Here is a 23,074-nt window from a genome sequence, read left to right on the forward strand (position 1 = left end):
GATGACAGAAAGAATTCTCGAAGTCAAAAATATGAAGACTTCCTTTCACACCCATGTTGGTGAAGTCCAGGCCGTCAGAGGGGTCAGCTTCCACCTCGAAAAGGGGGAAGCCCTTGGAATCGTTGGCGAATCCGGAAGCGGAAAAAGCGTCACCTCCATGTCGGTCATGAGGCTCCTTCAATATCCGGGCATAATAAAAGAAGGTGAGGTCTTCTTTAAAGGTGAAGATCTGGTCAAAAAATCCAAGGCTGAAATGATGAGCGTTCGCGGCAATCAAATCGCTATGATTTTTCAGGATCCTATGACCTCCTTGAATCCGGTATACACTATAGGCAATCAAATCATGGAGGCGGTCATCCGTCACCAAAAGGTCAGCAAGACAGAAGCCAGAGAGCGGGCCATTGACATGCTGAAGCTCGTCGGCATTCCATCGCCTGAAACCCGCGTGGACAACTACCCACATGAATTCAGCGGCGGCATGCGCCAACGTGCCATGATCGCGATAGCGCTTTCCTGTGAGCCGGATCTCTTGATCGCAGATGAGCCTACTACAGCCCTTGACGTCACCATTCAGGCTCAGATTCTTGAGCTTCTTAAAGATCTTAGAACAAAAGTCAACACCTCCATCATTCTGATCACACATGACCTGGGTGTCGTAGCAGATGTCTGCAGCCGTATTGTCGTCATGTACGGCGGATTGATCATGGAAGAGGGCAGAGCGGAAGATATTTTCTATGAACCGCTCCATCCTTATACTATGGGACTTTTGAAATCCATTCCAAGACTGGATCTGGGTCATAAACAGCGTCTGGTGCCAATTCCCGGTTCTCCGCCGGATCTCATTAAGCCGCCAAAAGGCTGCCCGTTTGCAGCGCGCTGCCCTTATGCCATGAAGATCTGCCTTGACCATCAGCCGGGTTATTATGAGCGAAAACCGGGGCACAAAGCCGCATGCTGGCTTCATCACCAGGATGCCCCTACAGTAGAGCTCGACACGGGTGTCAGGAGGGTGACGGAATAATGGATAAAATGACAAACGCAGCAGAAAACCGGGAGATTCTTCTGGAAGTGCGCAATATGAAAAAGTATTTCCCAATCCACAAAGGCTTATTTGGAACTAAGAAAACCAATGTCCAGGCCGTAGATGACATCAGTTTTTACATTTACAAAGGTGAAACTTTGGGACTGGTTGGCGAATCCGGCTGCGGGAAATCCACGGCGGGCAGGACAATAATCCGCTTGTATGACCCTACGGCAGGGGAAATAATTTTCGACGGTGCTGACATCAGCAGCATGACTGAAAATGAACTGAAGCCTTTCAGAAAGAGAATGCAGATGATCTTCCAGGATCCCTATGCATCGCTGAATTCAAGGATGACGGTGGGTGACATTATAGGTGAACCTATTGATATTCACGATTTAGCGACGGGTGAAGAACGTCAGAAAATGATCTATGACCTTCTGGAGCGGGTTGGTCTCAGCAAGGATCACGCCAGCCGGTATCCACATGAATTCAGCGGCGGTCAGCGCCAACGCATAGGCATTGCCCGGTCTTTGGCGGTCAAGCCGGATTTCATCATTTGTGATGAGCCAATCTCCGCCCTTGATGTCTCCATTCAGGCACAGGTCGTCAATATGCTGGAAGATCTTCAGGAAGAATTTGGTTTGACCTACCTGTTTATTGCCCACGATTTGTCCATGGTTAAACATATCTCGGACAGAATAGGCGTCATGTACCTTGGTAAGCTTGTGGAGCTGGCTTCCAGTAAAGAACTTTACGAAAAGCCAATGCATCCGTACACGCAAGCGTTATTGTCCGCGATCCCAATTCCGGACCCGGAGGTGACCCATGCAAAGCAAAGAATTGTGCTGGAAGGTGATGTTCCAAGTCCAATCAATCCGCCATCCGGTTGCCGGTTCAGAACACGCTGCCAGTACGCCTTTGAAAGATGTAAAATTGAAGAACCGGTATTCCAGGACATGGGCGGCGGGCACATGGTGGCATGCCATCTGATGGACGGGGACAAAGCGTAATTAAATAATTATGCAACAGTTGGATAATTATTTAATTGGTTCAAATGTTACAAAAACGTATCAAAATCAGTTGTTCCAAAACTTGGAGCAATTCCAAATGTTACAAAATTTTAAATAATGTTTTGGTTACATGCCTTGAACACAGGTTAGTTTTACATTAATATTAAATTATCCTTAAAAATTCAGTCGAATGCGAAAATTCTGTATTATTAGCAGCAATCCGGATTTATTTGCGCATAAGCGGGGGTGGGATCCCCGCAGAGGGCGCTGATAAATAAAGCATCACACTATTAGATAATGGAGGGGATTTGTTTGTTTAAAAAGAGTTTGGCATTTTTGTTAGTTCTCGTACTCGCTCTTGGTCTGCTCGCAGGCTGCGGTGGAACGACGGAGCAACCAGCTGCGGAGACACCTGCTGAAGAGCCTGCAGCTGAAAAAGTATTGGTATGGAATATTGGATCTTCCGGTCCTAAGACCATAGACCCAGGTCTGAATGCTGCAAGTGACGGCGGAAACGTCATCAACAACATGTTTGAAGGTCTCATGAGAGAAGTCGACGGCAAGCTTGAGCCTGCTATGGCTGAAAGCTACACAGTCAGTGACGACAACCTTGTCTACACTTTCAAAATTCGCCCTGATGTGAAGTGGTCTGATGGCCAGCCTGTCACTGCGAAGGATTTTGAATATGCGTGGGCTCGCGTACTCGATCCTGCTACGGCATCCGAGTATTCATGGATCTTTGACGAAGCCAGCGTAGATTCTTTCAAAGCAATTGATGATATGACTTTTGAAGTCACACTTAAGGTTCCTACAGATTATTTCCTTGGCTTAACGGCGTTCTATACGTTCTTCCCGGTTCGTGAAGACGCAGTTGCAAAAGGTGCAGACGGCGCATGGGCTTTTGATCCTGCTGCCTCAGTTGTCAACGGTCCTTTCAAACTTGAGTCCTATACTCAAGGCGACAAAATGATCCTCGTCAAAAACGAAAACTATTGGCAAGCTGAAAAAGTCAAGCTCGACAAAATTGAAGGTCTTTTGATTGATGACCAGTCAACAGCGCTTACAGCTTATGAAGCGAAGGAAATCGACATCATTGACGATATGCCTACTGCTGAGATTCCAAGACTGATGGCCGAAGACCCAACCTTTATGGTCTTCCCTCAGGATGCTGTTTACTATTTCTCTTTCAATACAAAAGTAGCGCCACTTGACAATGTTAAGGTTCGTCAGGCCCTTGCGTATGCAGTTGACCGCAAAGCGATCGTTGAGACTGTCACAAAAGCTGGCCAAATGCCTGCACACTCCATGATCCCGGGTACAGACTATGATGCTGAAGGCAACGTCTTTAACGTTAAGTCCGGTTTCCATGGTTTTAAAGAAGATGGCACGGCAGATGTCGAAAAGGCAAAAGCACTCCTTGCGGAAGCTGGCTATCCAGACGGCGCAGGATTCCCAGCGTTTGAGCTTCTCTACAACACTTCTGAAGGTCACAAAGCAATCGCTGAAGCGATCCAGGAAATGTGGAAGCAAAACCTTGGCATCAATGTAACGCTTGCTAACCAAGAGTGGGCAGTATTCCAGGATACAAGAACGAATCATGACTTCCAAATCGCCCGTGGCGGTTGGATTGGCGACTATTCTGACCCTATGACTTACCTTGGCATGTTCATTGAAGGTTCTCCTATGAACTATGGTGAGTGGGTCAGCAAGGATTATGACGCTGCAATCGCGGCATCCAAGTCTTTGACAGGTTCAGAGCGTTTCGAACAGCTCTACATTGCGGACAAAATCCTTATGGAAGAAATGCCGGTTATGCCTGTTTACTACTATACAAACCCAGTCATGGTTCAAGATTACGTAACAGATTGGGAGCTTACTACAAGAAGCACATGGTTCTTTGGCTTTGCTGACGTCATGAAGTAGTCAGAAATCCAGATTAACCCTTTAATGAAGACTTGGCGGCTTTGCTGGTTAAAACCCGGCAAAGCCGCTCATTTCTTTTTTGCGCAGTTAAATCTCCTGTGTTATGCTATTGTCAGTATTTAATAAGAGGTGACCCTACATGAAGGAAGGCAAGCTGGATAATGAGGTATTGGAGCGCTCTGTGCTTTCAAAAATAAAAACTGAAACACCGGACATTCTTCTTGGGCCCGGTGTGGGTGAGGACTGCGGTGCTATTAGGTTTGGCGAGGAGGCGTGTGTCGTCACTACAGATCCCATCACAGGGGCGACGAAGGGGTCGGGGAGGCTGGCCGTGCATGTGTCATGCAACGACCTTGCGTCCAGTGGGGCTGAACCCACAGCGGTGACAGTGACCATATTGGCGCCAATCCATGCAACCCTGGAAGACATTGAAGCGCTAATGGAAGAGATTTCCGAAGCCGCCGAAGAAATAGGCGTAGCGGTTATAGGCGGGCATACAGAGGTGACAAGTGCGGTTACCCGTATGGTGCTCTCTGTTACAGCGCTGGGACGCGTGCCGGTGGATGAGCTGATCTCTACTGCTGGCGCAAGGGCTGGGGACTGGATCTATATGTCAAAGACAGCGGCCCTGGAAGGTACAGTCATAATTGCTGCAGAAAAATCAGAGCAGCTCGAAGGGGTATTGGACAAAAAAGATCTTGAAGAGCTGGCGCAGCTCCAAGCCTCCCTTTCTGTGATGCCGGAAGGTCGAATTGGCAGAAAAGCAGGTGTGAGTGCTATGCATGACATCACCGAAGGGGGTGTCCTTGGTGCCCTTTGGGAGGTCTGTGAAGCGTCAGGCACCGGTTGTACCATTTGGGGCTCAGAAATCAGGATCGCGGCTGTGACAAAGAAATTGTCAGGAATATTTGAGTTTAATCCCTTGAATTTGATTGGCAGCGGGAGCATGCTGATGACGATTTTGCCGGATAAAGCACAGCTGCTTGAGGCCGAAGCAGAGCGTCAAGGTGTGGCGTTGAGACGGATAGGGATTATTGAGGCGGATGCGTCGGTACGGCGGTTGATTGGCGGGGATGTGGAGATTGAGACCATCGGCAGACCTGATGTGGATCCGCTCTATAGAGTGCTCGGATTTTAAAGGACCTATGTGCGAGACAGCACATTTTATGTTAAACTTGTTAAAAGAATTCAAATTTCAGGAGGCAACACATGATCCGACATGACGGAAGAACACAGGATATGGCCAGACCGGTCAGGCTGACGACGCATTTTTTGCAGCATCCGGACGGGGCTGTTTTGATTGAGTTAGGGGCAACAAAAGTAATTTGTACGGCAATGGTTGAGGAGAAGGTGCCGCCGTTCCTCAAAGGAACCGGCAGCGGCTGGGTGACGGCGGAATATGCCATGCTGCCAGGCTCGACCCAGCAGAGAAAACAAAGGGATATAACCAAGGGGCGCCTGGATGGGCGGTCCTCGGAGATTCAGCGGCTGATTGGCAGGAGCCTCAGGTCGGTGGTGGATCTTAAGGCCCTTGGCGAGCGGACGATCTGGATAGATTGTGATGTCATCTCAGCGGATGGCGGGACCAGGACGGCATCCATAACGGGTGCTTATGTTGCTATGGTGCTGGCCATGGAGAAACTGATGGATAAGGGTTTGCTGTCTCAATTGCCTACCACGGACTGGGTGGCAGCGATCAGTGTTGGGGTCTGCGGTGGCGAGCAGCTTCTGGATCTTTGTTATCTGGAGGATTCCTCGGCGGACGTCGACATGAATGTCATCATGAACGGCAAAGGTGAGTTTATTGAGGTTCAGGGCACTGGTGAGGCGAGACCTTTCTCAAGAGTGGAGCTTGACGGTCTGCTGGCTTTGGCTGAAAAGGGGATCCAGAGTATGATTGGCGCCCAGAGAAAAGCGCTGACGGACGAGCTGGGAAGGCGGACCAGCCATGAGTAAAGTCGTACTTGCGTCTTCCAACAGTCACAAGCTTAAAGAGCTTCAGGCTATGCTTTCAGAATTTGATTTTGAGCTGCTGTCATTAAGTGATGTCGGCCTCGCTGGGCTGGATATTCCCGAGGAAGGGGACACCTTTGAGGCGAACTCGCTTTATAAGGCACAGGTGGTTTCCGAGATGACGGGACATCCGGCTATTGCGGATGACTCAGGGCTCATGGTAGCATATCTGAATGGCGCGCCAGGCGTCTATTCTGCCCGCTACGCGGGAGAACCGAAAAGCGACAAGGCTAACAACGCCAAGCTGGTCGACGCGTTGAAAGGCGTTCCTGAGGGCGACAGAGGCGCTAAATTTGTGACGGTGATCACCTTCTACATCAATAAAGACACGGTTCTGACGGCTCGTGGCGAGGTCGAGGGACGGATCCTCGAAGAAGAAAGAGGCACAGGTGGCTTTGGCTATGATCCGCTGTTTTATGTGGCGTCACTGGATAAGACTTTCGCAGAGCTGAGCAGTGAAGAGAAAAACGCCATCAGTCACAGGGGGCGCGCTATAAAAGAGCTTCAGACTATGCTGAGCCAGTAGGATGCCTTGGCGGTGGAAACTTCGGTTGGGGACAGGGACAGATCAGCAGATAAGCCTTTTGGAAAGGGTGAGTAGTTTTTGAAGTTGATTGTCATCAGCGATACGCATGGTGAGAGAAGCTGGATTCAAAAGGCTCTTGAACGGCATCCGGATGCGGATGTCGTCGTGCACTGCGGGGATTTTGCCTCAGACCTTGAGGTAGTGAAAGGTGCTCCGGTGGAAGTGGTTTCGGTCGCTGGAAACGTTATGGACCTTCACAATGGGCTTGTTCCTCCTGAGAACCGGGCGGAGGAGCGCCTGCTGGTCTATGAGGGGGTCAGGATCTTACTCACCCATGGACACCGTTATGATGTTAAGCATACGCTTAATAATCTGTTCTACAGGGCGCTTGAAGAGCAAGCGGCACTGGTGCTCTTTGGACATACGCATGTGGCGCTGAAGCTTCAGCATGAGGGGATTACCTTTTTGAATCCGGGGAGCCCGGCGAGACCCCGGGGTGGAAGACCGGGTTATGGGCTCATTGAAATTAAATCTGGGGAGTTCACCTGCCAGTTGTTTACATTTTAATGCTTGAAGGATTTGTTGGATAGGTTTATTGACCTGATGGAGCTTTAAGATCAGCTGGAGACGGGTTGGAGTCAGGTTGAAGGCGGGGTGAAGCCGGGGTGAAGCCGTACCAAATATTAGTTGTAAAAAAAACAAGAAAAAAGGTTGACTCTCCCTGAATTTATGAGGTATAATCGTATTTGTCAGTTCGGGGTGTAGCGCAGCTTGGTAGCGCATCTGATTTGGGATCAGAGGGTCGCGGGTTCAAATCCTGCCGCCCCGACCATTTATATCGCGGGTGTAGCTCAGTGGTAGAGCCCCGGCCTTCCAAGCCGGTTGCGAGGGTTCGATCCCCTTCACCCGCTCCAATAATTTTATCATGGCGGCTGTCGTCAAGTGGTTAAGACACAGGATTGTGGCTCCTGTATTCGTGGGTTCGATCCCCATCAGCCGCCCCATTTATCATTGGGGATTAGCCAAGTCGGTAAGGCAACGGACTTTGACTCCGTCATTCGCAGGTTCGAGTCCTGCATCCCCAGCCAATGTGACCCATTAGCTCAGTCGGTAGAGCACTTGACTTTTAATCAAGGTGTCCCGCGTTCGAGCCGCGGATGGGTCACCATTCTTTATACAGGCTCAATGCAACAAGCTCACCCTTTGCGTCCGTAGCTCAGTCGGATAGAGTCGCTGGCTTCGAACCAGTTGGTCGGGGGTTCGAGTCCCTCCGGGCGCACCAGAAAGCACTTGAAAATGCTGGATTCTCTTAAGTGAGAATCCAGCATTTTTTACGTTTTGACCACAAATTTGACCACAACTGGAGAAAAAAATAATATTTTATAAAATACGCCTCGGCGTGGAAATGTGGGTAAATACAAGCTATAATGCATGGAGGGTTTTATCATGAACAAAGAAAATCTAATTAAGAGCATCAAAATAACCTTAGGGGTGGCAGTAGGTGTTTTAATCGCTAAGTGGCTTCATATGGACTTTTATAGTTCTGTTGCCACCATTGTGATTGTGAGTATGCTTTCTGACAAAAAGCAATCCTTAAAGATGGCCGGAATTCGCTTATTGGCGGCCGTCATTTCCTTAGCGCTTTCGTCGATCATGTTCACGGTGTTTGGATTTACTTTAGCCGTTTTTATTGCTTATATTTTTCTTTTTACATTATTGATGTATAAATTGGATGCTGTTACTGCTATTGTTTTGAACGTCGTCCTTGTCATGCACATTTATTCGTTGGGTGAGATTTCATATTCGATCTTGCTCAATGAATTCGGATTGATGTTTTTAGGGATAACCGTTGCTCTTGTTATAAACTTTTTTGTTTTGGACATTGAGGGCGAATTGATTGGTTACCAACATCAAGTTGAGGGGCTGCTCGACCGCATATTCAAAAATATGGGGAAATGCCTGGTCAATCAATGTGGCGCAAAAGGGGTGCAGGAAGATCTTGAGGCTCTGGATGCTGTATTGACACAAGCTAAGAATCGCGCCTATCAATACTTCAACAATTATTATTTTCAGGAGAATAATTATTATGTTGAGTATTTTACAATGAGAAGACAGCAATATTATATTATCAACACAATGCAAAATTTCTTAACGCTGAATTTTTTGAAATATCTTGAGGTCGATCTGCTGAAAGGGTTTACGGATAATTTTGTCAATAATACCAGGGCTGTTAACACTTGTTCATTTCAGTTAGAGCGTCTGAATGAGATCAAGCATCATTTCACTTTTGAGGCTGAACTGCCAGAGAACAACAGGCATCTTCAAAATAGAATCGCGCTGCATCAGTACTTGTATTCATTGGAAGAACTGGTGTCTATTAAAATGCGATTTATTGAGAAACACGAAAAGGAATGATGGGTTCCAAATGGCTTTTGATGCACTTTATAATAAGACGCACTCAAAAGTTCGCCAAATACGCTATAATGGTTGCAAGTGTGTTTACTGCTCTTGAAAAAAGGAGGTCTCTTATAATGATTGAAAACGAAACCATAAAATCCATTTTATCCCGCAGAAGCATTAAAATCTATAAAGAAGACCAGGTGCCCGAGGAAGCGCTGCTGACTATTCTGGAAGCTGCCAAATTCGCGCCCAGCGGTATGGGGCTGCAGGAGTGGCATTTCACTGCGGTCCAAAGCAAAGACGCGCTGGCGGCTTTAAATGAGGCCGCAAAGCACACGCTGCTGAGCCTTCCTGATGACGATACGGTTTCAGGCCCTTTAAAGAACCAGGCGAAGCATTTCAAGAACAAACCGGACTTCAATTTCTTTTATGGCGCGCCAACCCTTGTGATTGTGACGAGCGCCAAAGACCCTGCGGTCTCCTCGCCAGCCTCAGACTGCGCGGCGGCTCTTGAGAATATGTTTATCGCAGCCCAGTCCCTTGGTGTGTCTTCCTGCTGGATCAACTTGCTCACGCGTATGAGTGAGTTTCCTGAAATCAGAAAACTCTTCACCAAGTGGGGCATTCCAGAGAACGAGCGCTGCTATGGCTGTGCAGCTCTGGGCTTCAATGGCGGGCCTGAAAAACAGGCGGCCCCAAGGCGTGAAGGGACAGTCATCCTCGTCAAATAAGGCGTCAGAAAGGGTGTTCCTCACCGTGCAGCAAGGAAAAAAACAGAAAGGAGGAAACCTTCAGCCTTGGAAAACTTTATTCTATCTTTGAATGTCGTCATGCCATTATTTCTGGCAATGGCAGCCGGTTATCTGATGAAGCAGCTTCGCGCTATTGATGACCATACGTTGTCGGTCATGAACGGCGTTGCCTTCAGAATATTCCTCCCGGTACTGCTCTTCTATAACATTTACAAAACGGACCTCGCGGCAGTGCTCAATATCCGGCTGATGCTTTATTCTGTGGGAACGTTGGCAGCGGCTTTGGGAGCGCTTTTTGTCCTGATCCCAATCCTGGAAAAAGACAACCGGAGACGCGGTGTTCTGATTCAGGGGATCTTTCGTGGAAACTTCGTCCTCTTTGGGATTCCAGTCGCTCAAGCCCTCGCGCCTGCGGACCAGGTCGGCGTCGCCGCCTTGATCATTGCCATTACCGTCCCGCTGAACAACGCGATTTCAGTGGTTGTTCTCGAGATTTTCAGGGGCGGCCGTATAGACGTTCCTCGTATTGCGAAAGGTGTCGCAACAAATCCCAATATCATTGGTTCGTTCCTGGGCCTTGTCCTTTTGGTTTTTGGATTGACGCTGCCTTATCCCATTGAGAAGACGGCGCTCGATTTCTCTCGTGTAGCGACGCCGCTGGCGTTGTTTCTCCTCGGCGGGACCATGTCCTTCAGCGCGGTAAAAGGTTTGCTCCGGCCTCTGATCATAGGCGTCGTCGGCAAGCTGGTGGTTTTGCCGATGGTTTTTATACCCATCTCCATCCACATGGGCTTCCGCGGCATTGAGCTCATCACATTGATGGTCCTTTACGGTGCCCCAACGGCGGTGGCATCCTTCACAATGGCGCACCAGATGGATGCAGACGGTGAGCTCGCCGGGCAAATTATTGTCTTTGGCTCTGCGCTATCTGTCCTGACCATATTTTTTATGATTTTTACTTTGAAGCAGCTTGCTTATATTTGAGTTCAGTGGAACGCCATTTCTTTTGCTCTCGAGTGACGTCTAAAGTGACATCTGAAGTGTCGATCAGAAGACTCTGCTCATACAGCGTCACATTGCCTGCGACGTCGATTAGAAAGACCGTATGCGCCCGCGTCCCATAAGTGCCTGCGTCAACAAAGATGGAGGACAGCTTTCTCTCCAGGTCGAGCTCAAGGCCCGTAGAAGGGAGCGCCTGATCCGGGGCAGTCTGGCTGTCTTTGAGGATGGGCATGAATAGATCAGGGTGCAGATGATCCCTTGAGGCATATAGTAGCTCTGTGAAGCGCGCTTTACCCCGCTCAAGCTTTGGCCATGGGGTGTCGAGAAAAGCGTTCGATAAGCCGTAAATGCCGGGCTTGAGAGCGGTAACCTGCTGTGTGATGTTGTCGAAGTGGTAAAGACCATCGGCATCACAAAGCAAAAGGTTGAAGGGATTGAAATTAGACGCGTCTTCCAGGAGAGTGTCGAAAAAAGCCGCAGCGCTGTTTGGACGGCTCAGGTAGCAGGGGATGAGTATGCCTCTGGATTCGGGCGCGTCCTTGTGAAGTGAAAAGTCCCTGTGGTTGGTGAGAAGGCCAAAGCGGCCAAGCTGATCTGCGGCAAACCAAGTGCCTTGATCTTTAAGGTCCCTGCCTCCGGCAATGCCTGGCTGGTCGGACCAGTAAGCGGCAGCGGCGGTTGGCCGGGAGAAGAACTCATCCCGGTTAGCGGCTATGACAAGGGGGTATTTGGGGTGGGCATGATAGGCAATCCAGGCAATACACATAGGCATTCTCCTCGTATGGGTTTCTAAGGGATTCTAATGGTGGACTATTACCCTAAAACTATCCAAAACCTCGAATTACGGAAGGATGATTTTGATGGAAAAAGGCTACATCCACGTTTACACCGGGAATGGGAAAGGGAAGACAACCGCGGCGTTTGGATTGGCGCTGCGTGCCGCTATGGCTGGAAAGAAAGTCTACATTGGCCAATTTGTCAAAGGGATGGCTTACAGCGAAACAAAATGCTCAGATTACATAGCGGGCATTGAAATTGAACAGTACGGCACGACGTGTTACATTGACCGAAATCCCGACGAGGAAGATGTGCAGCGCGCAAGGCGTGGACTTGAAAAATGCAAATCGATCCTGGCAAGCGGGGCGTTTGATGTTGTGGTTCTCGATGAAATATTTATTGCTGTTTGTTTCAAGCTATTGAAGGATGACGAAGTATTAGAGGCGCTGAAAGGAAAGGCAGAGCCTGTGGAAGTCGTATTGACGGGCCGGTATGCTTCTGAGGCTCTGATCGAAGCTGCTGATCTCGTCACTGAGATGCGCGAGATTAAGCATTATTATACTCAGGGCGTACTGTCGCGTGAGGGTATTGATTGTTGAACTTTTGAAATGGCAGTTTTGAAAATGGTTAGGTTACCTCCCTAAATAAAAAGGCAGGCGCCGCTTGAAGCTGGCCCTGCCTTTTTTGGTTTCATCTTGGGATCTCTAAAATGTCATTTGTTACATGCCTATGCGGCTTCCATCTTTGCTTTTTTGGACCTTGGACGCTGGAGTACGACGACAACCACGAGGACGGCCAAACCAAAAGCATCTGTGTAAAGACCTGGTACGAGAAGGCTGAGCGCAGCGGCAAGTAAAAATATACGTTCGTAAATTTTACATTTAACGAGAAGGAAATTTTCGACTGCGGCGCCCAGACACACAATACCAAGCATGGCCGTCAAGATAACCGGTATAGCGGCATAGAATGGCATGAAAGTGACCTGGTCTCCAACGATTTCCTTAACGAGAATCAAACGTGGATCAATCGCAAAAATATAAGGTACCAGGAAGGCTGCCGAGGCCAGCTTAACGGCCTGGAAGCCTGTCTTCATGGAGTTGGCTCCGGCTATACCGGCCCCGGCGTATGCGGCGAGCGCAACTGGTGGGGTGATGTCCGCCACAACACCAAAGTAAAGGATGAAGAGATGCGCAGCCATCAGGTTGACTTCAAGCTTGATCAGCGCCGGCACTGCCATTGTCGCCAAGACTATGTATTTTGCAGTCGTTGGCAACCCCATGCCAAGAATGATGGAAGCGATCATAGTGAAGAACAGTGTAGGAAGCAGCATACCCTGTGCAAGGGTGACAATGAGCTCTGCGATACGAAGACCGAGGCCTGTCAGGGTGACGACACCAACGATCATACCGGCGCAAGCACAGGCAGTGGCAACGCCTAAGGCGCCTTTGGCACCGCTTTCAAGCGCAGACATGAACAGGGCAGGTGTAAAGGAATGATCTTTCTTGATCAGCGTGACTGCAACGGCCATAAAGACGCTGATACCAATCGCGTAAAAAGCTGAAAGCAGTGGTGTAAAGCCCATGATCAGAAATGCGATAATGACAAAAAGCGGCACGAGCAGATAACCTTGGTTCAGCATGATTTTCCGCGCGCTCGGCAGTTGATCTTTTGGAAGTCCTTTGAGACCGAGTTTACTCGCTTCGAGGTGAACCATAGTACCGACTGCGAAGTAGTAAAGAACAGCTGGAATCGCAGCTGCAGCGATAATCTTTATGTATGGGATCCCTGTAAATTCTGCCATGATGAAGGCTGCTGCGCCCATAACAGGCGGCATGATCTGACCACCGGTCGAAGCAGCGGCTTCAACAGCACCAGCGAAGTAAGGCTTGTAGCCAACGCGTTTCATGAGCGGGATAGTGAAGGCACCGGTGGTGACTGTATTTGCGACGGAGCTTCCGGAAATTGAACCCATAAATCCGCTCGCAACGACGGCAGTCATAGCCGGACCGCTTTTTAAATGGCCGGTAAGTCCGTAAGCCAAGTCGATAAAGAATTTTCCGACGCCGGTTTTGTCGAGAAATGCGCCAAACAATATGAACATGAAGACGAAGGTTGCGGAAACCCCGGTAGGTATGCCCAGCAGGCCTTCTGTTGTCAGATACATGTGGCTGATAATGCGCTCAAAGCTGAAGCCTCTGTGCGCCAGAACGCCGGGTAAATAAGGGCCGAATTTTGCGTAGGAAAGGAACAGGATGGCTACAATTGGAAGCTCTGGACCAACGACGCGTCTTGTTACCTCAAGGGTCAACAGGATGGCCAAGGCGCCTAATATAATGTCAATCTGAGAAACGTCGCCGCCTTTGCGCGCAATCTCTTCAACAAAGACGAACAAGTAGCCAAAGACGACAATGGCAATGGCCGCGAGTCCAAAGTCCAGGATAGAGGCTTTGGTTTTGCTGCTTCGTTTGCCGGCAGGATAGAGCATGAAGCCTAAGGTGAATGCTAAAATCAAGTGAAGTGAGCGTTGGCGGACAGAAAGTAAAGTGCCAAAGCCTGCAGTATAAAGGTGGAAGAGCGACATGCCAATCGCTATGACCGTCACTGCTTTTGCAAGCATGCCAGTCAATTTTCTGAGCTTGCTGGCGTCTTTGTCAAATTTATCAAGCAGTACGTTCGCATCCAAGGGTTCGTGGTCTGGATTAAAATCAGGTTCATTTGTCAAGTTAGGATCTTCATTTGGTTGTTTTTGTTTGTCGTCGTTCATTTTATAACCTCCTTGATGACATAATAAAGCAGAGGCTTGCGTGCGTAAGTCAGCTCAACCGCTTGACGAGGCTCGGAAAAAGTGGTGAAGGGTATATCCTGATCTCCTATCAAAAGCCTGTGATTTGCTCTGACGGCCCCGGTTCTATAGACGAGATGCTCCATTTTAAGTTGAATGTTATAGATTCTGAAGCTGTCCTCAGTAATTTCAAAGTCATAAGGTGTCGTTGCCGGCAGCCCGGCCCCATAGCTTGAAAACAATGTTTCGTCAAGGATCAGATCACCGGACGGGTTAAAGTGATAGGTTTCTGTCACGGGTGATAATTGAACGGAATGTATGTAAATGATAGTAAAGGGTTCTTCCGGCTCTATGCGCCACATACCCAGATGTGCGCCGGAGCGGTCATCTCTTGCTAACAGCCAGTGATGAGGCCAAACTAAAAAGAATAATAAAGATATTAGGATTAAGAACGATACCAGGATGAGAAGCGCTTTTTTCGATGCGCCAATTTGATTTAAAGAGTGAGGTATTGGGGCAGTTTGCGCCCAATACCTCATTTTGTCAGACATGCTTACTTAATGCCCATTTCGTCATAGTATTTTTGTGCGCCTGGGTGCAGCTCAATTGGCATACCTGCGAGTGCGGTTTCAAGCTTGATGTCATTGCCGCGCTGGTGCGTGTCAATGATGACCTGGCGATATTCAAACATTGATTTTGTAAGATTGTAAGCGAGTGTCTCATCCATGTCTTCGCCAACGATCAGCATTGCCATAACTGCTGCAGTTGAAACATCAGTATCAGTACCTTTGTAAGTGCCTGCAGGTACGACGACTTCAGTGTAGAAAGGATAAGCTGCGATCATTTCTGCGATTTTTGCGGAATCGATAGGTACAACAACGATATCAGCAGTTTGCGAAACTTCGTTGATGGCTGAAGTTGGAAGGCCTGCAGTGATGAAGGCTGCGTCAATTTGCTTGTTTTTAATCTGGTCAGCAGCTTCGTTGAATGAAAGGAAGTCTGCTTTTCCAAGGTCTTCGTAAGTAATGCCATGTGCTTCGAGAACCTGGCGTGCGTTTGCTTCCGCGCCGGAGCCTGGTGCGCCAACGGCGACTTTTTTGCCTTTAAGATCGTCAACGGAAGTGATGCCGCTGGATTTTGTCGCGATGATTTGGACGACTTCCGGATAAAGCATTGCCATACCGCGGATATTAGTGGTTGGCTCTTTGTCTGCAAAGATTTCAGTGCCATTGTAAGCGTAGAAGGTGATGTCGTTTTGAACGAAGGCAACTTCAGCTTCGCCTTTGGAGACGAGACCGACGTTTTCGACGGATGCGCCAGTTGCTTGTGCGTTCGCGGTGACCCCTGGAACGTTTTCGTTAAAGATTTTTGCGATAGCGCCGCCGAGTGGATAGTACGTGCCAGCGGTGCCGCCTGTTGCGATTGAGATGTAGACTTTTTCTGCCGGTGCCTCTGGAGCTGGAGTTTCTCCGCCTGCAGCAGGCTCTTCTGCTTTAGGTGCGCAAGCAGTAAGACCGAGTGAAAGAATCATGACGACGACGAGTAATACAGACCACATTTTTTTTGACAATACAATCCCTCCTAAAATAGTTGACTGATGGTGCGTTCGGTTTCTCTCTTTAATACTGATCCCCCTCCTTCAATTGACTAAAAATTCTATCTATACTATATATTATACCAAAAAATGAACAATATTGACAAAAAGATATGCGCAGGCAGATTATACAGGGAGGATGTTATTTCTTAAAGGGGTGTTTCATTAGGAAAGAATGGCTCGAAATAAAACAGGATCCTGCGAAACCCTCAGTCATGATAATTTAATCATAATTGAATGCCTACAGAATCCTACAACATCATACAAAAATAGATTCAATTAAATCAAAGTTCAGATTATTCCAGGTTATTTGACCAGCGTGATCAGTCCGTCCAAAAAACGCTTGACATCAACCTTTCCTCGCGAAATTCCTTTCCCTCTTGCATAATCCATTTCTTGGCGGATGGATTTAAAATTGAAAAGTGAGGTGGAATATCTTTCAAATTTATAATTTGAAAAATCTTCCACACCTATATTGGCGATGTTTTCCATGGCGAGCTGTACCAGGCGCCTCAGCCTTTGCTCAATCCCTTTTAAGCTGATTGAATCGTCTTTGTAGGGCGGATATTGCGCTTTAAGCCATTGGTAGAGCTGTCCCAGGGACATTTCCTCTGTCAGCTGTGGCACGGCGAATAAAAGCTCATCACTGCCAGGTTCCCCAAGAATGCCAATGTCTTTAAGAATGGTTTGGAGTTTTTCGTTTTTGGGGATGTGGTTGCTTTCCGGTGCTGCATTAATCTTTGAAACTGAAGGGGCACCAAAAATTCTTACATAATTCTTTAGCTGATGCATCTCTAAGGTCCGCGTCAGAACCGTAACGACTTCTGTGACATTAATAGGCTTGCTGATATAGTGATCGACGCCCGCCTTGTAAGCCTGTCCTATGATTTCTTTGGCTCCCACCTCGGAAAGCATGACGATTTGGCCATTATAATCATTTTTAATAAGGGCTTCGGAGACCTCGATCCCGTCCATACCTTCCATCAAGAGATCCAGTACGACAATGTCCGGTTTCTGACGCAAGATATCCTGGGCTGCAAACCATGGATCGTCACTTTGATAAATCTCCGCGCTTTCGAAATGCGCACTGATGATTTGGGACAGGATTTTCCGCACAGTCCGGTCATCATCTACAATGTAAAAGCTGCAAGCCATGGGCAGTGTACCTCCTGTTTGCATTGGCGTGATAGCGTTAAATCAGTAATGGAAAGGTAATTTGTATCAAAGTGCCGTCTCCAACCTTAGACGCTACGGTAATTTGTCCTTTTAAAAGGTGGCTCACAATATATTGCACTTGGGACAGGCCAATGCCGGTAGACATATGACCAGTTTTCGAATCGTAATGGGTCGAGTAGCCCGGCTCAAAAATCACGGAAAGATCTTCCTCTGGAATGCCCCCCCCGTTGTCTTCAACGGTAATTTCCCATAGCCCATCCAAAACGCTGACCCCGAGTTTTATTTCACCGGACTGATCAATGGCATCCACGGCATTGGTGAGCAGATTATTGAGCAGACTTAAATAGTCGAATAAATTCTGGTCGCTTAAATAAGGGCTTAAGGAACGGGAAATCTTTATGCTTTTCCCGTTGGAATGTGCCCAGACTTCAATGTCGTCACACAGAAAATTGGTGAGTTCGGCAGGTGTTGGCACTGAGGCGGGGAGATTGTCAGGGATCAGCGCGCGCAGTGCCTCGTTGATTCTTCTGTAGTCTTTTTTTATTTCGTGGATATCCCTGGTTATGGAGAGAACCTTACGGGGCATGTCAGCCCATTCTGAAGGCAACGCGGTCTTGTGGGCCTGGATGTAGGTGTACAAGCCATGGGCTTTTGTCATGGCTTTTTCTATATCACCTTCCGATTTCTTGAGAAACACGACTTCGGCGTATAGTTTGGATTGAGCGAGAATCCAGCTGGAGATTTTTTTCTTTTCTTCTTCCTTTTGAAACATGGTCGGATAAAATCTCGCAAGGAGATAGACGGATAAAATAAGGATGCCCCTGATAATGGCAGTTAATAAGAGTGCTTGCAGTTTGAAGGTGGAGGTCAGGTCGTGGAATTGCCCCCGTATAATTAATTCCATGATGTTGCTTGTGACGTCAGCGACCAAAAGAACCGTCAGTGCCAGCAGGGGATGGTTCAAACGGTATCTGACCTTTGATGCGAGCAGGATTGAGCCGTAGAAAATATAATACAGCGCACCGGGCAGATGTGTCATCAGTGCCAGGTCAAAAGGCGTTGATAGGTTCATTGCCAGCCAGACCCTGAAAATCAATATGGACATCCCGGTGACGAGCACTGTCCGGAAGCTTGTTTCATAGATCAGGAGCAGGATCCCAAGGGCGCAAACCCCAAGGGAAAATCTGAAGTCCGTATAAAAAGGTCTAAGGTAAATTTCACCGAACAAGACAGTGATAAAGGCAATCATAAGGTGAAGGTGTTTGGATGATTTCATGGGCACCTCCTGAAATTCCATATGAAAATATTCTATCATGTTTTGACTGCCTGTGTACATGGAGAAAGGATAGGGAGGCTCTGTATAATATTCAAATGAAGCCCCAAAAACAGAAAAAAGCCGGCAGACACGATTTTCTTAAGTGTCTGCCGGCCTTGATAAAGAGTTCAATTAAAACTGTCTATTTGATGCTGTTGTTCAGTGACTCGACTAACTTGGATACTTCAATGCCGTGAACGCGCGCTGCGTCTTCAAGGGATTCAGCTTGTGCTGACGGGCAGCCTATGCAGCCCATGCCATAATTCATAAGTGCGCTCACAGTAGCTGGGTATTTTTTTACGACGTCACCAATAGTCATGTCTTTAGTTATTTCCATTTTGAAGTGCCTCCTTTTTAAAATACCGGAATTAAATCCGAGTGTATTGGTTGGGTTTATATTGAGATTATAACCCAAAGCACTTCAAAAAAACAGTAACCCTCGTTACCAATCAAAGAATATTTTGCTTCAGGATGAGGGTGCCTTTTGCGGGAACCTTTATGGGGATTTCCGGTTCTGGGTACCATTTCAATCCATCCAGCACCACTTGGACGCTTTTGCGATCCATGCCATTGAGGACAAGGTGGATTTCGCCCGGGTTGTGGTAAAAAGAGTATTGTGTCTTGTCCTTTCGGATGCTGTAGGCGAGACAATCGGCATCAATGGGCTCAAAGCCTCTGCGGATGGCATCCGGTTTCAGAGAGAACAGGCCTGTATCAAGGCGGAACCGAATCAACTGCTTCACATGCTCAAGGAGAAGACAATATTGTGATTTTAGGGTCCAGCAAACGGCGTTGATGGCATCCCCAGCGTTGTAGCTGTTATCATTTCGAAACTTGGTTCTGTAAAACTCGGTGCCGCTGTGAATCAGAGGCATGCCAAAGGAGGTCATCAACAGATTAAAGGAAAGGCAAGTCAGTTCCAGTCGCTCTGCCTCATCTGCATCTGGAAGGGAATACTCAAGCTTGTCCCGGAGGATCAGATTGTCATGAGTAACGAGGTAGTGGACGATCTCAGAGGGAGAGTCCGCGAGCTTCGCAGGGTGATGGGCGCAGGCCATGCTGGCGCAAATGCCTGAAAATAGCTGCCTAAGCGCGTGTTCGTCAGGCTTTGCCACACCGTTTTGAATAAACCCTCTTGAATCTCCATTTGGAGAACCAATCATAGCGCTCTTATAGTCATCTTCAAAAATTGCGATGCCGAGGCCGCGCTGTTTGCCCTTTCCAAACCGCTCATCCTCTGGCAAGGTGGTGTCCGCCGCGGTCCAGGGCTCTCCGTAAATTAAAAGATCCGGCCTGCGGCTCAACAGCTGCTTTGAGATGCTCTGAACCATTGTCTTGTCGAAAAGGCCCATAAGATCAAAGCGAAAGCCGTCGACGCGATATTCTTCAAGCCAGTATAAAAGCGAATCCATGATGCGCTTCCTGACCATTGGGCGTTCGGTGGCAAGTTCGTTGCCACAGCCGGACCCGTTGGAAAATCCATGCTCTGTCATTCTGTAAAAATAGTTGGGCGCCATGCGTTGGTAGTGGGAATGCATAGACTCATAAGTGTGATTGTAGACGACATCCAACACCACGCGAATCCCTTTTTTGTGTAGGGCGTGGATGGCGGATTTAAGCTCGAAAATCCGGTTGCCCTTGCCAAGCTTAGACGTAAATGAACCCTCCGGCACATCATACAGGACAGGATCGTAGCCCCAGTTATAAGGTTCGCGCGTCAGCTCGTCCGTCGTTACAAAATCCTGAACAGGCATTAAGTGAACGTGTGTTATACCCATTTCAGCAAGGTGATCCAGGCCGGTTGACATGCCATCACACAAAGTCCCGGTTTCGGCCAAGCCCAGATAAAGGCCGCGGTGGGCCACACCTGAGGTTGGGTGGGCGGTGAAGTCCCGGACGCTGAGTTCATAGATCACTGTGCGGCCATAGTCCACTGGGGCCAGGTCTGGCAGGGCACGAAAGCCCTCCGGATCAAGGCTGCGAGGGTCAAGGACCAAGCCGCGCTTGGAGTTTGGCCCCGCAGCTTTTGCCCACGGGTCTACAATTTCAAATCTTTTTTCATCTGATTCGTAACGGATCAGATAAGTATAATACTTGTCCGTTAAATCGCTGAGAACCTCGAGGACAAAGCAGCCATCAGGTTCTCTGTGCATAGCATAGGTCGTTCTGTGATGTGTGCTGTAGGTATCGTAGAGCGCCACCTCGACTTTAGAGGCGGCGGGTGCCCAGAGAACGAATTTTGTTGCGTCGCGCTCGGGGTGGAGCGTGACGCCAAAATCAGTTCGCTTAGAGGCGCGCTCCGCCAGCGCGTCTAATTTTGGATCGTGGGCAAAACTCATAGTGAGCCCTTCAAGGTTTCGAAGACAGGCGCCTTCCAGATGTCGCGATTATAATCCCGTATAGTGCGGTCACTGGAAAAGATGCCTGACTTGGCTATATTGACCAGGGACATGGCAGACCATCTTTTCTTGTCGCGATAAGCTTCGCAAGCCTTTTTCTGGATATTGGCATAGCTTTCGAAATCCTTGAGAACAAAAAATGCGTCGTTATGATCTAAAAGTGCGGAGCGGATCAGATAGAACTCTTCAGGAGAAACATTCAGGGTTCCGTCTGTCATCATATCGATAGCGCGTCTCAGGAGTGGATTATTCTGATAAATTTCAAAAGCTTTGTAGGAATGATTTTCAGTATATCTGTAGACTTCTTCAGCGGTGAGCCCAAACAGAAAAATATTGTCTTTTCCGACCGCTTCCAGGATCTCAATATTCGCGCCATCCAGCGTCGCGACTGTAACGGCGCCATTCATCATCAGCTTCATGTTGCCGGTGCCCGAAGCTTCTTTGCTGGCGGTTGAAATCTGCTCGCTGATGTCCGCGCTCGGAATAATGTGCTCGGCGACAGTAACGCCATAATTTTCAACGAAAACGACCTTGAGCTTTTCGTTGACGTCTTTATCCGCGTTAATCAGGTCGCCAACGGCATTGATCAGCTTAATGGTCTGCTTTGCCGTCTGATAGCCAGGGGCTGCCTTCGCTCCGAATAAGAAGGTGCGAGGGATCAAATCCAGGTCCGGATCTTCCTTAAGCCTGAGGTACATACTCATGATGTGAAGGATGTTGAGCGTCTGCCGCTTGTACTCATGGAGGCGTTTGATCTGAATGTCATAAATGCTGTCCGGGTCAATGGAGACGCCGCTGGTTTTGTGCAGATAGTTCGAAAAGTCGACTTTGTTGGCGCGTTTGATCGCCATCAGCTTCTCGAGATACGCTGGATCAGAGTGGTATTTCATCAGACGCCCCAGGGACTCCGGCTCTTTGATCCATTCGTCACCTATGGCCTCGGTGATGTGTGCCGATAGTCTTGGGTTCGAATGAAGCAGCCACCGCCGATGTGTGATCCCGTTAGTCTTATTGTTGAATTTTCCGGCGTAGAATTCGTTGAAAGGCTTAAGCTCTTTCGTTGCCAAAAGCTCTGAGTGAAGCTTCGCGACGCCGTTCACACTGTGACTTCCCACTATGCAAAGATGTGCCATCCGTACTTGGCCGTCACCAATAATTGCCATTTGTTGGGATCTGCGTGGATCAACCTGATGGTATAACCGTTCTGTGATTTGATTAAAGCGGCGGTCGATCTCCTCAATGATCATGAAAATCCTTGGCAGCAAGCTTTTCATGACGTCCACCGGCCATTTTTCCATAGCCTCGTGAAGCAACGTATGGTTTGTGTAGCTGATGGTTTGCGTCGTGATTTTCCAGGCTTCCTCCCAGTTCAGCTCCTCAATATCCATGAGCAGCCTCATGAGTTCTGGGATCGCTAAAGCAGGGTGCGTGTCGTTGATGTGAATGGCATTATATTTGTGGAAATCCCTGATAGGGAGTCCGCTGCGCTTAAAAGAACGCATAATGCCTTGGAGCCCTGCAGACACAAAAAAGTATTCCTGTTTCAATCTAAGCAGTCTGCCATTTTCGTAAGCGTCGTCCGGATACAAAACCTGAGAAATAGCTTCGACTGCATATTTTTCTGAAAAGACACGGTTGTAGTCGCCCCGGCTGAAGCCTGCCAGGTCGAAGTCAGGTGTTTTCGCTTCAGCGCTGTAAAGTCTTAATGTGTTGACGATCCCATTTTGATATCCGGGGATTGGCGTGTCATAGGGGACGGCCATGACAACTTCTGTGTTTTCGAGGAAGAAAACATTGCGCCCGCCAATATAATCTTGGCGTACAGACCCGCCAAAATGAACCTCTACGGCTTTGTCCGGCATTTTTACTTCCCAGACATTCCGGTTTTCAAGCCATCTGTCCGGGAACTCAACCTGGTAACCGTTGATGATCTTCTGTTCAAACAAGCCAAAGTTAAACCGAATGCCAATACCATGTCCGGGGATCCCCACGGAAGCCATGGAATCCATGAAGCATGCCGCGAGTCTGCCAAGGCCGCCGTTGCCTAAGCCTTGATCCCTTTCAGCTTCAGAGATGGTCTCAAGGGAAAGTCCGAGGTCAGTCAAGCCTTGCTCAACAACCTCGAAGACCCCCATAGCATGCATATAGTCGCAGAGCAGCTTCCCAGTCAGGAATTCCATTGAAAAATAAAATACCTGTCGTGTATCCAGCTTGTTATACGCGATGGAAGTGCCAACCCAGTCGTCCGTCATGTACTCCTTGATCAGACTTCCCAACGCGTGATACTGATCCCAGACAGTACTCTCCTCAAGTGGCCGGCCGCTTTTCGCTTTCAGCCTGCGCAAATAGTCCTTTTTAAACTGGTTGACATTTAGTTCCAT

General features: G+C 48.4%; 20 protein-coding genes and 6 tRNA genes. 17 read left to right on the forward strand and 9 right to left on the reverse strand.

Annotated elements, in window-relative coordinates; genetic code table 11:
* Position 1 precedes the first annotated feature (1 nt).
* From BLP63_RS07160 to BLP63_RS07235, 16 genes are all read left to right on the forward strand, one after another.
* Positions 2-1,021, forward strand: coding sequence for an ABC transporter ATP-binding protein (locus BLP63_RS07160; protein ID WP_092590222.1), 1,020 nt, complete (start codon positions 2-4; stop codon positions 1,019-1,021).
* Positions 1,022-1,029: 8 nt separating this feature from the next.
* Positions 1,030-2,034 carry an ABC transporter ATP-binding protein gene (locus BLP63_RS07165; RefSeq protein WP_092590294.1) on the forward strand — a complete coding sequence of 335 codons (1,005 nt, stop codon included), beginning with the start codon at positions 1,030-1,032 and terminating at the stop codon, positions 2,032-2,034.
* A gap of 312 nt (positions 2,035-2,346) precedes the next feature.
* Positions 2,347-3,957 (forward strand): peptide ABC transporter substrate-binding protein, encoded by a 1,611-nt coding sequence (locus tag BLP63_RS07170; protein ID WP_242870831.1) that lies wholly within the window; start codon positions 2,347-2,349, stop codon positions 3,955-3,957.
* Between the two features lie 139 nt (positions 3,958-4,096).
* Positions 4,097-5,095: an AIR synthase family protein gene (locus tag BLP63_RS07175; protein WP_092590224.1), complete on the forward strand. Its 999-nt coding sequence runs from the start codon at positions 4,097-4,099 to the stop codon at positions 5,093-5,095.
* A gap of 71 nt (positions 5,096-5,166) precedes the next feature.
* A complete protein-coding gene (gene rph, locus BLP63_RS07180; RefSeq protein WP_092590225.1) occupies positions 5,167-5,913 on the forward strand; it encodes a ribonuclease PH in 747 nt (248 codons plus the stop codon).
* Entirely contained in the window at positions 5,906-6,496 is a 591-nt protein-coding gene (locus BLP63_RS07185) for an XTP/dITP diphosphatase (protein ID WP_092590226.1), read from the forward strand. The genes rph and BLP63_RS07185 overlap by 8 nt, the downstream gene beginning before the upstream one ends.
* Before the next feature lie 78 nt (positions 6,497-6,574).
* A complete protein-coding gene (locus BLP63_RS07190) occupies positions 6,575-7,063 on the forward strand; it encodes a metallophosphoesterase (RefSeq protein ID WP_092590227.1) in 489 nt (162 codons plus the stop codon).
* A gap of 188 nt (positions 7,064-7,251) precedes the next feature.
* Positions 7,252-7,328, forward strand: a tRNA-Pro gene (locus BLP63_RS07195).
* Between the two features lie 8 nt (positions 7,329-7,336).
* A tRNA-Gly gene (locus tag BLP63_RS07200) sits at positions 7,337-7,410 on the forward strand.
* A 14-nt stretch (positions 7,411-7,424) separates the two neighbouring features.
* A tRNA-His gene (locus BLP63_RS07205) sits at positions 7,425-7,500 on the forward strand.
* A gap of 8 nt (positions 7,501-7,508) precedes the next feature.
* Positions 7,509-7,584 (forward strand) — tRNA-Gln (locus tag BLP63_RS07210).
* Positions 7,585-7,588: 4 nt separating this feature from the next.
* Positions 7,589-7,664 (forward strand) — tRNA-Lys (locus BLP63_RS07215).
* A 37-nt stretch (positions 7,665-7,701) separates the two neighbouring features.
* Positions 7,702-7,778: transfer RNA gene (locus BLP63_RS07220), tRNA-Arg, on the forward strand.
* A 164-nt stretch (positions 7,779-7,942) separates the two neighbouring features.
* Entirely contained in the window at positions 7,943-8,911 is a 969-nt protein-coding gene (locus tag BLP63_RS07225) for an aromatic acid exporter family protein (protein ID WP_170829343.1), read from the forward strand.
* Between the two features lie 116 nt (positions 8,912-9,027).
* Positions 9,028-9,627 carry a nitroreductase family protein gene (locus BLP63_RS07230; RefSeq protein WP_092590229.1) on the forward strand — a complete coding sequence of 200 codons (600 nt, stop codon included), beginning with the start codon at positions 9,028-9,030 and terminating at the stop codon, positions 9,625-9,627.
* Between the two features lie 66 nt (positions 9,628-9,693).
* Positions 9,694-10,632, forward strand: a complete 939-nt coding sequence (locus BLP63_RS07235; protein WP_092590230.1) for an AEC family transporter — start codon at positions 9,694-9,696, stop codon at positions 10,630-10,632.
* Here the strand turns inward: BLP63_RS07235 and BLP63_RS07240 are convergent.
* Positions 10,604-11,416, reverse strand: coding sequence for an NRDE family protein (locus BLP63_RS07240; RefSeq protein WP_170829344.1), 813 nt, complete (start codon positions 11,414-11,416; stop codon positions 10,604-10,606). The two genes, BLP63_RS07235 and BLP63_RS07240, sit on opposite strands and share 29 nt — an antisense overlap.
* A 94-nt stretch (positions 11,417-11,510) precedes the next feature.
* On the opposite strand from BLP63_RS07240, the gene cobO reads away from it, so the two are divergent.
* Complete coding sequence (gene cobO / locus BLP63_RS07245) at positions 11,511-12,026, forward strand: cob(I)yrinic acid a,c-diamide adenosyltransferase (RefSeq protein ID WP_092590232.1); 516 nt, start codon at positions 11,511-11,513, stop codon at positions 12,024-12,026.
* A 128-nt stretch (positions 12,027-12,154) separates the two neighbouring features.
* On the opposite strand, the gene BLP63_RS07250 is transcribed toward cobO, so the two are convergent.
* The 8 genes from BLP63_RS07250 to BLP63_RS07285 all read right to left on the reverse strand — a co-directional run bounded on the left by BLP63_RS07250 (position 12,155) and on the right by BLP63_RS07285 (position 23,074).
* Positions 12,155-14,191 carry a TRAP transporter permease gene (locus BLP63_RS07250; RefSeq protein WP_092590233.1) on the reverse strand — a complete coding sequence of 679 codons (2,037 nt, stop codon included), beginning with the start codon at positions 14,189-14,191 and terminating at the stop codon, positions 12,155-12,157.
* Positions 14,188-14,571, reverse strand: a complete 384-nt coding sequence (locus BLP63_RS07255) for a DUF1850 domain-containing protein (protein ID WP_170829345.1) — start codon at positions 14,569-14,571, stop codon at positions 14,188-14,190. Before BLP63_RS07255 ends, BLP63_RS07250 begins: the two co-directional genes overlap by 4 nt.
* Positions 14,572-14,762: 191 nt before the next feature.
* A complete protein-coding gene (locus BLP63_RS07260; protein ID WP_092590235.1) occupies positions 14,763-15,779 on the reverse strand; it encodes a TAXI family TRAP transporter solute-binding subunit in 1,017 nt (338 codons plus the stop codon).
* A gap of 330 nt (positions 15,780-16,109) precedes the next feature.
* Positions 16,110-16,958 (reverse strand): DNA-binding domain-containing protein, encoded by an 849-nt coding sequence (locus tag BLP63_RS07265; protein WP_170829346.1) that lies wholly within the window; start codon positions 16,956-16,958, stop codon positions 16,110-16,112.
* 37 nt (positions 16,959-16,995) lie between these two features.
* On the reverse strand, positions 16,996-18,255 hold the full coding sequence (locus BLP63_RS07270; protein WP_170829347.1) for an ATP-binding protein: 1,260 nt from the start codon (positions 18,253-18,255) through the stop codon (positions 16,996-16,998).
* Positions 18,256-18,436: 181 nt separating this feature from the next.
* Complete coding sequence (locus BLP63_RS07275) at positions 18,437-18,631, reverse strand: DUF1858 domain-containing protein (RefSeq protein WP_092590238.1); 195 nt, start codon at positions 18,629-18,631, stop codon at positions 18,437-18,439.
* 112 nt (positions 18,632-18,743) lie between these two features.
* Positions 18,744-20,633, reverse strand: coding sequence for a type I pullulanase (gene pulA / locus BLP63_RS07280; protein WP_092590239.1), 1,890 nt, complete (start codon positions 20,631-20,633; stop codon positions 18,744-18,746).
* On the reverse strand, positions 20,630-23,074 hold the full coding sequence (locus tag BLP63_RS07285) for a glycogen/starch/alpha-glucan phosphorylase (protein ID WP_092590240.1): 2,445 nt from the start codon (positions 23,072-23,074) through the stop codon (positions 20,630-20,632). Before BLP63_RS07285 ends, pulA begins: the two co-directional genes overlap by 4 nt.

The organism is Acidaminobacter hydrogenoformans DSM 2784 (assembly GCF_900103005.1).
GTDB lineage: Bacteria > Bacillota > Clostridia > Peptostreptococcales > Acidaminobacteraceae > Acidaminobacter > Acidaminobacter hydrogenoformans.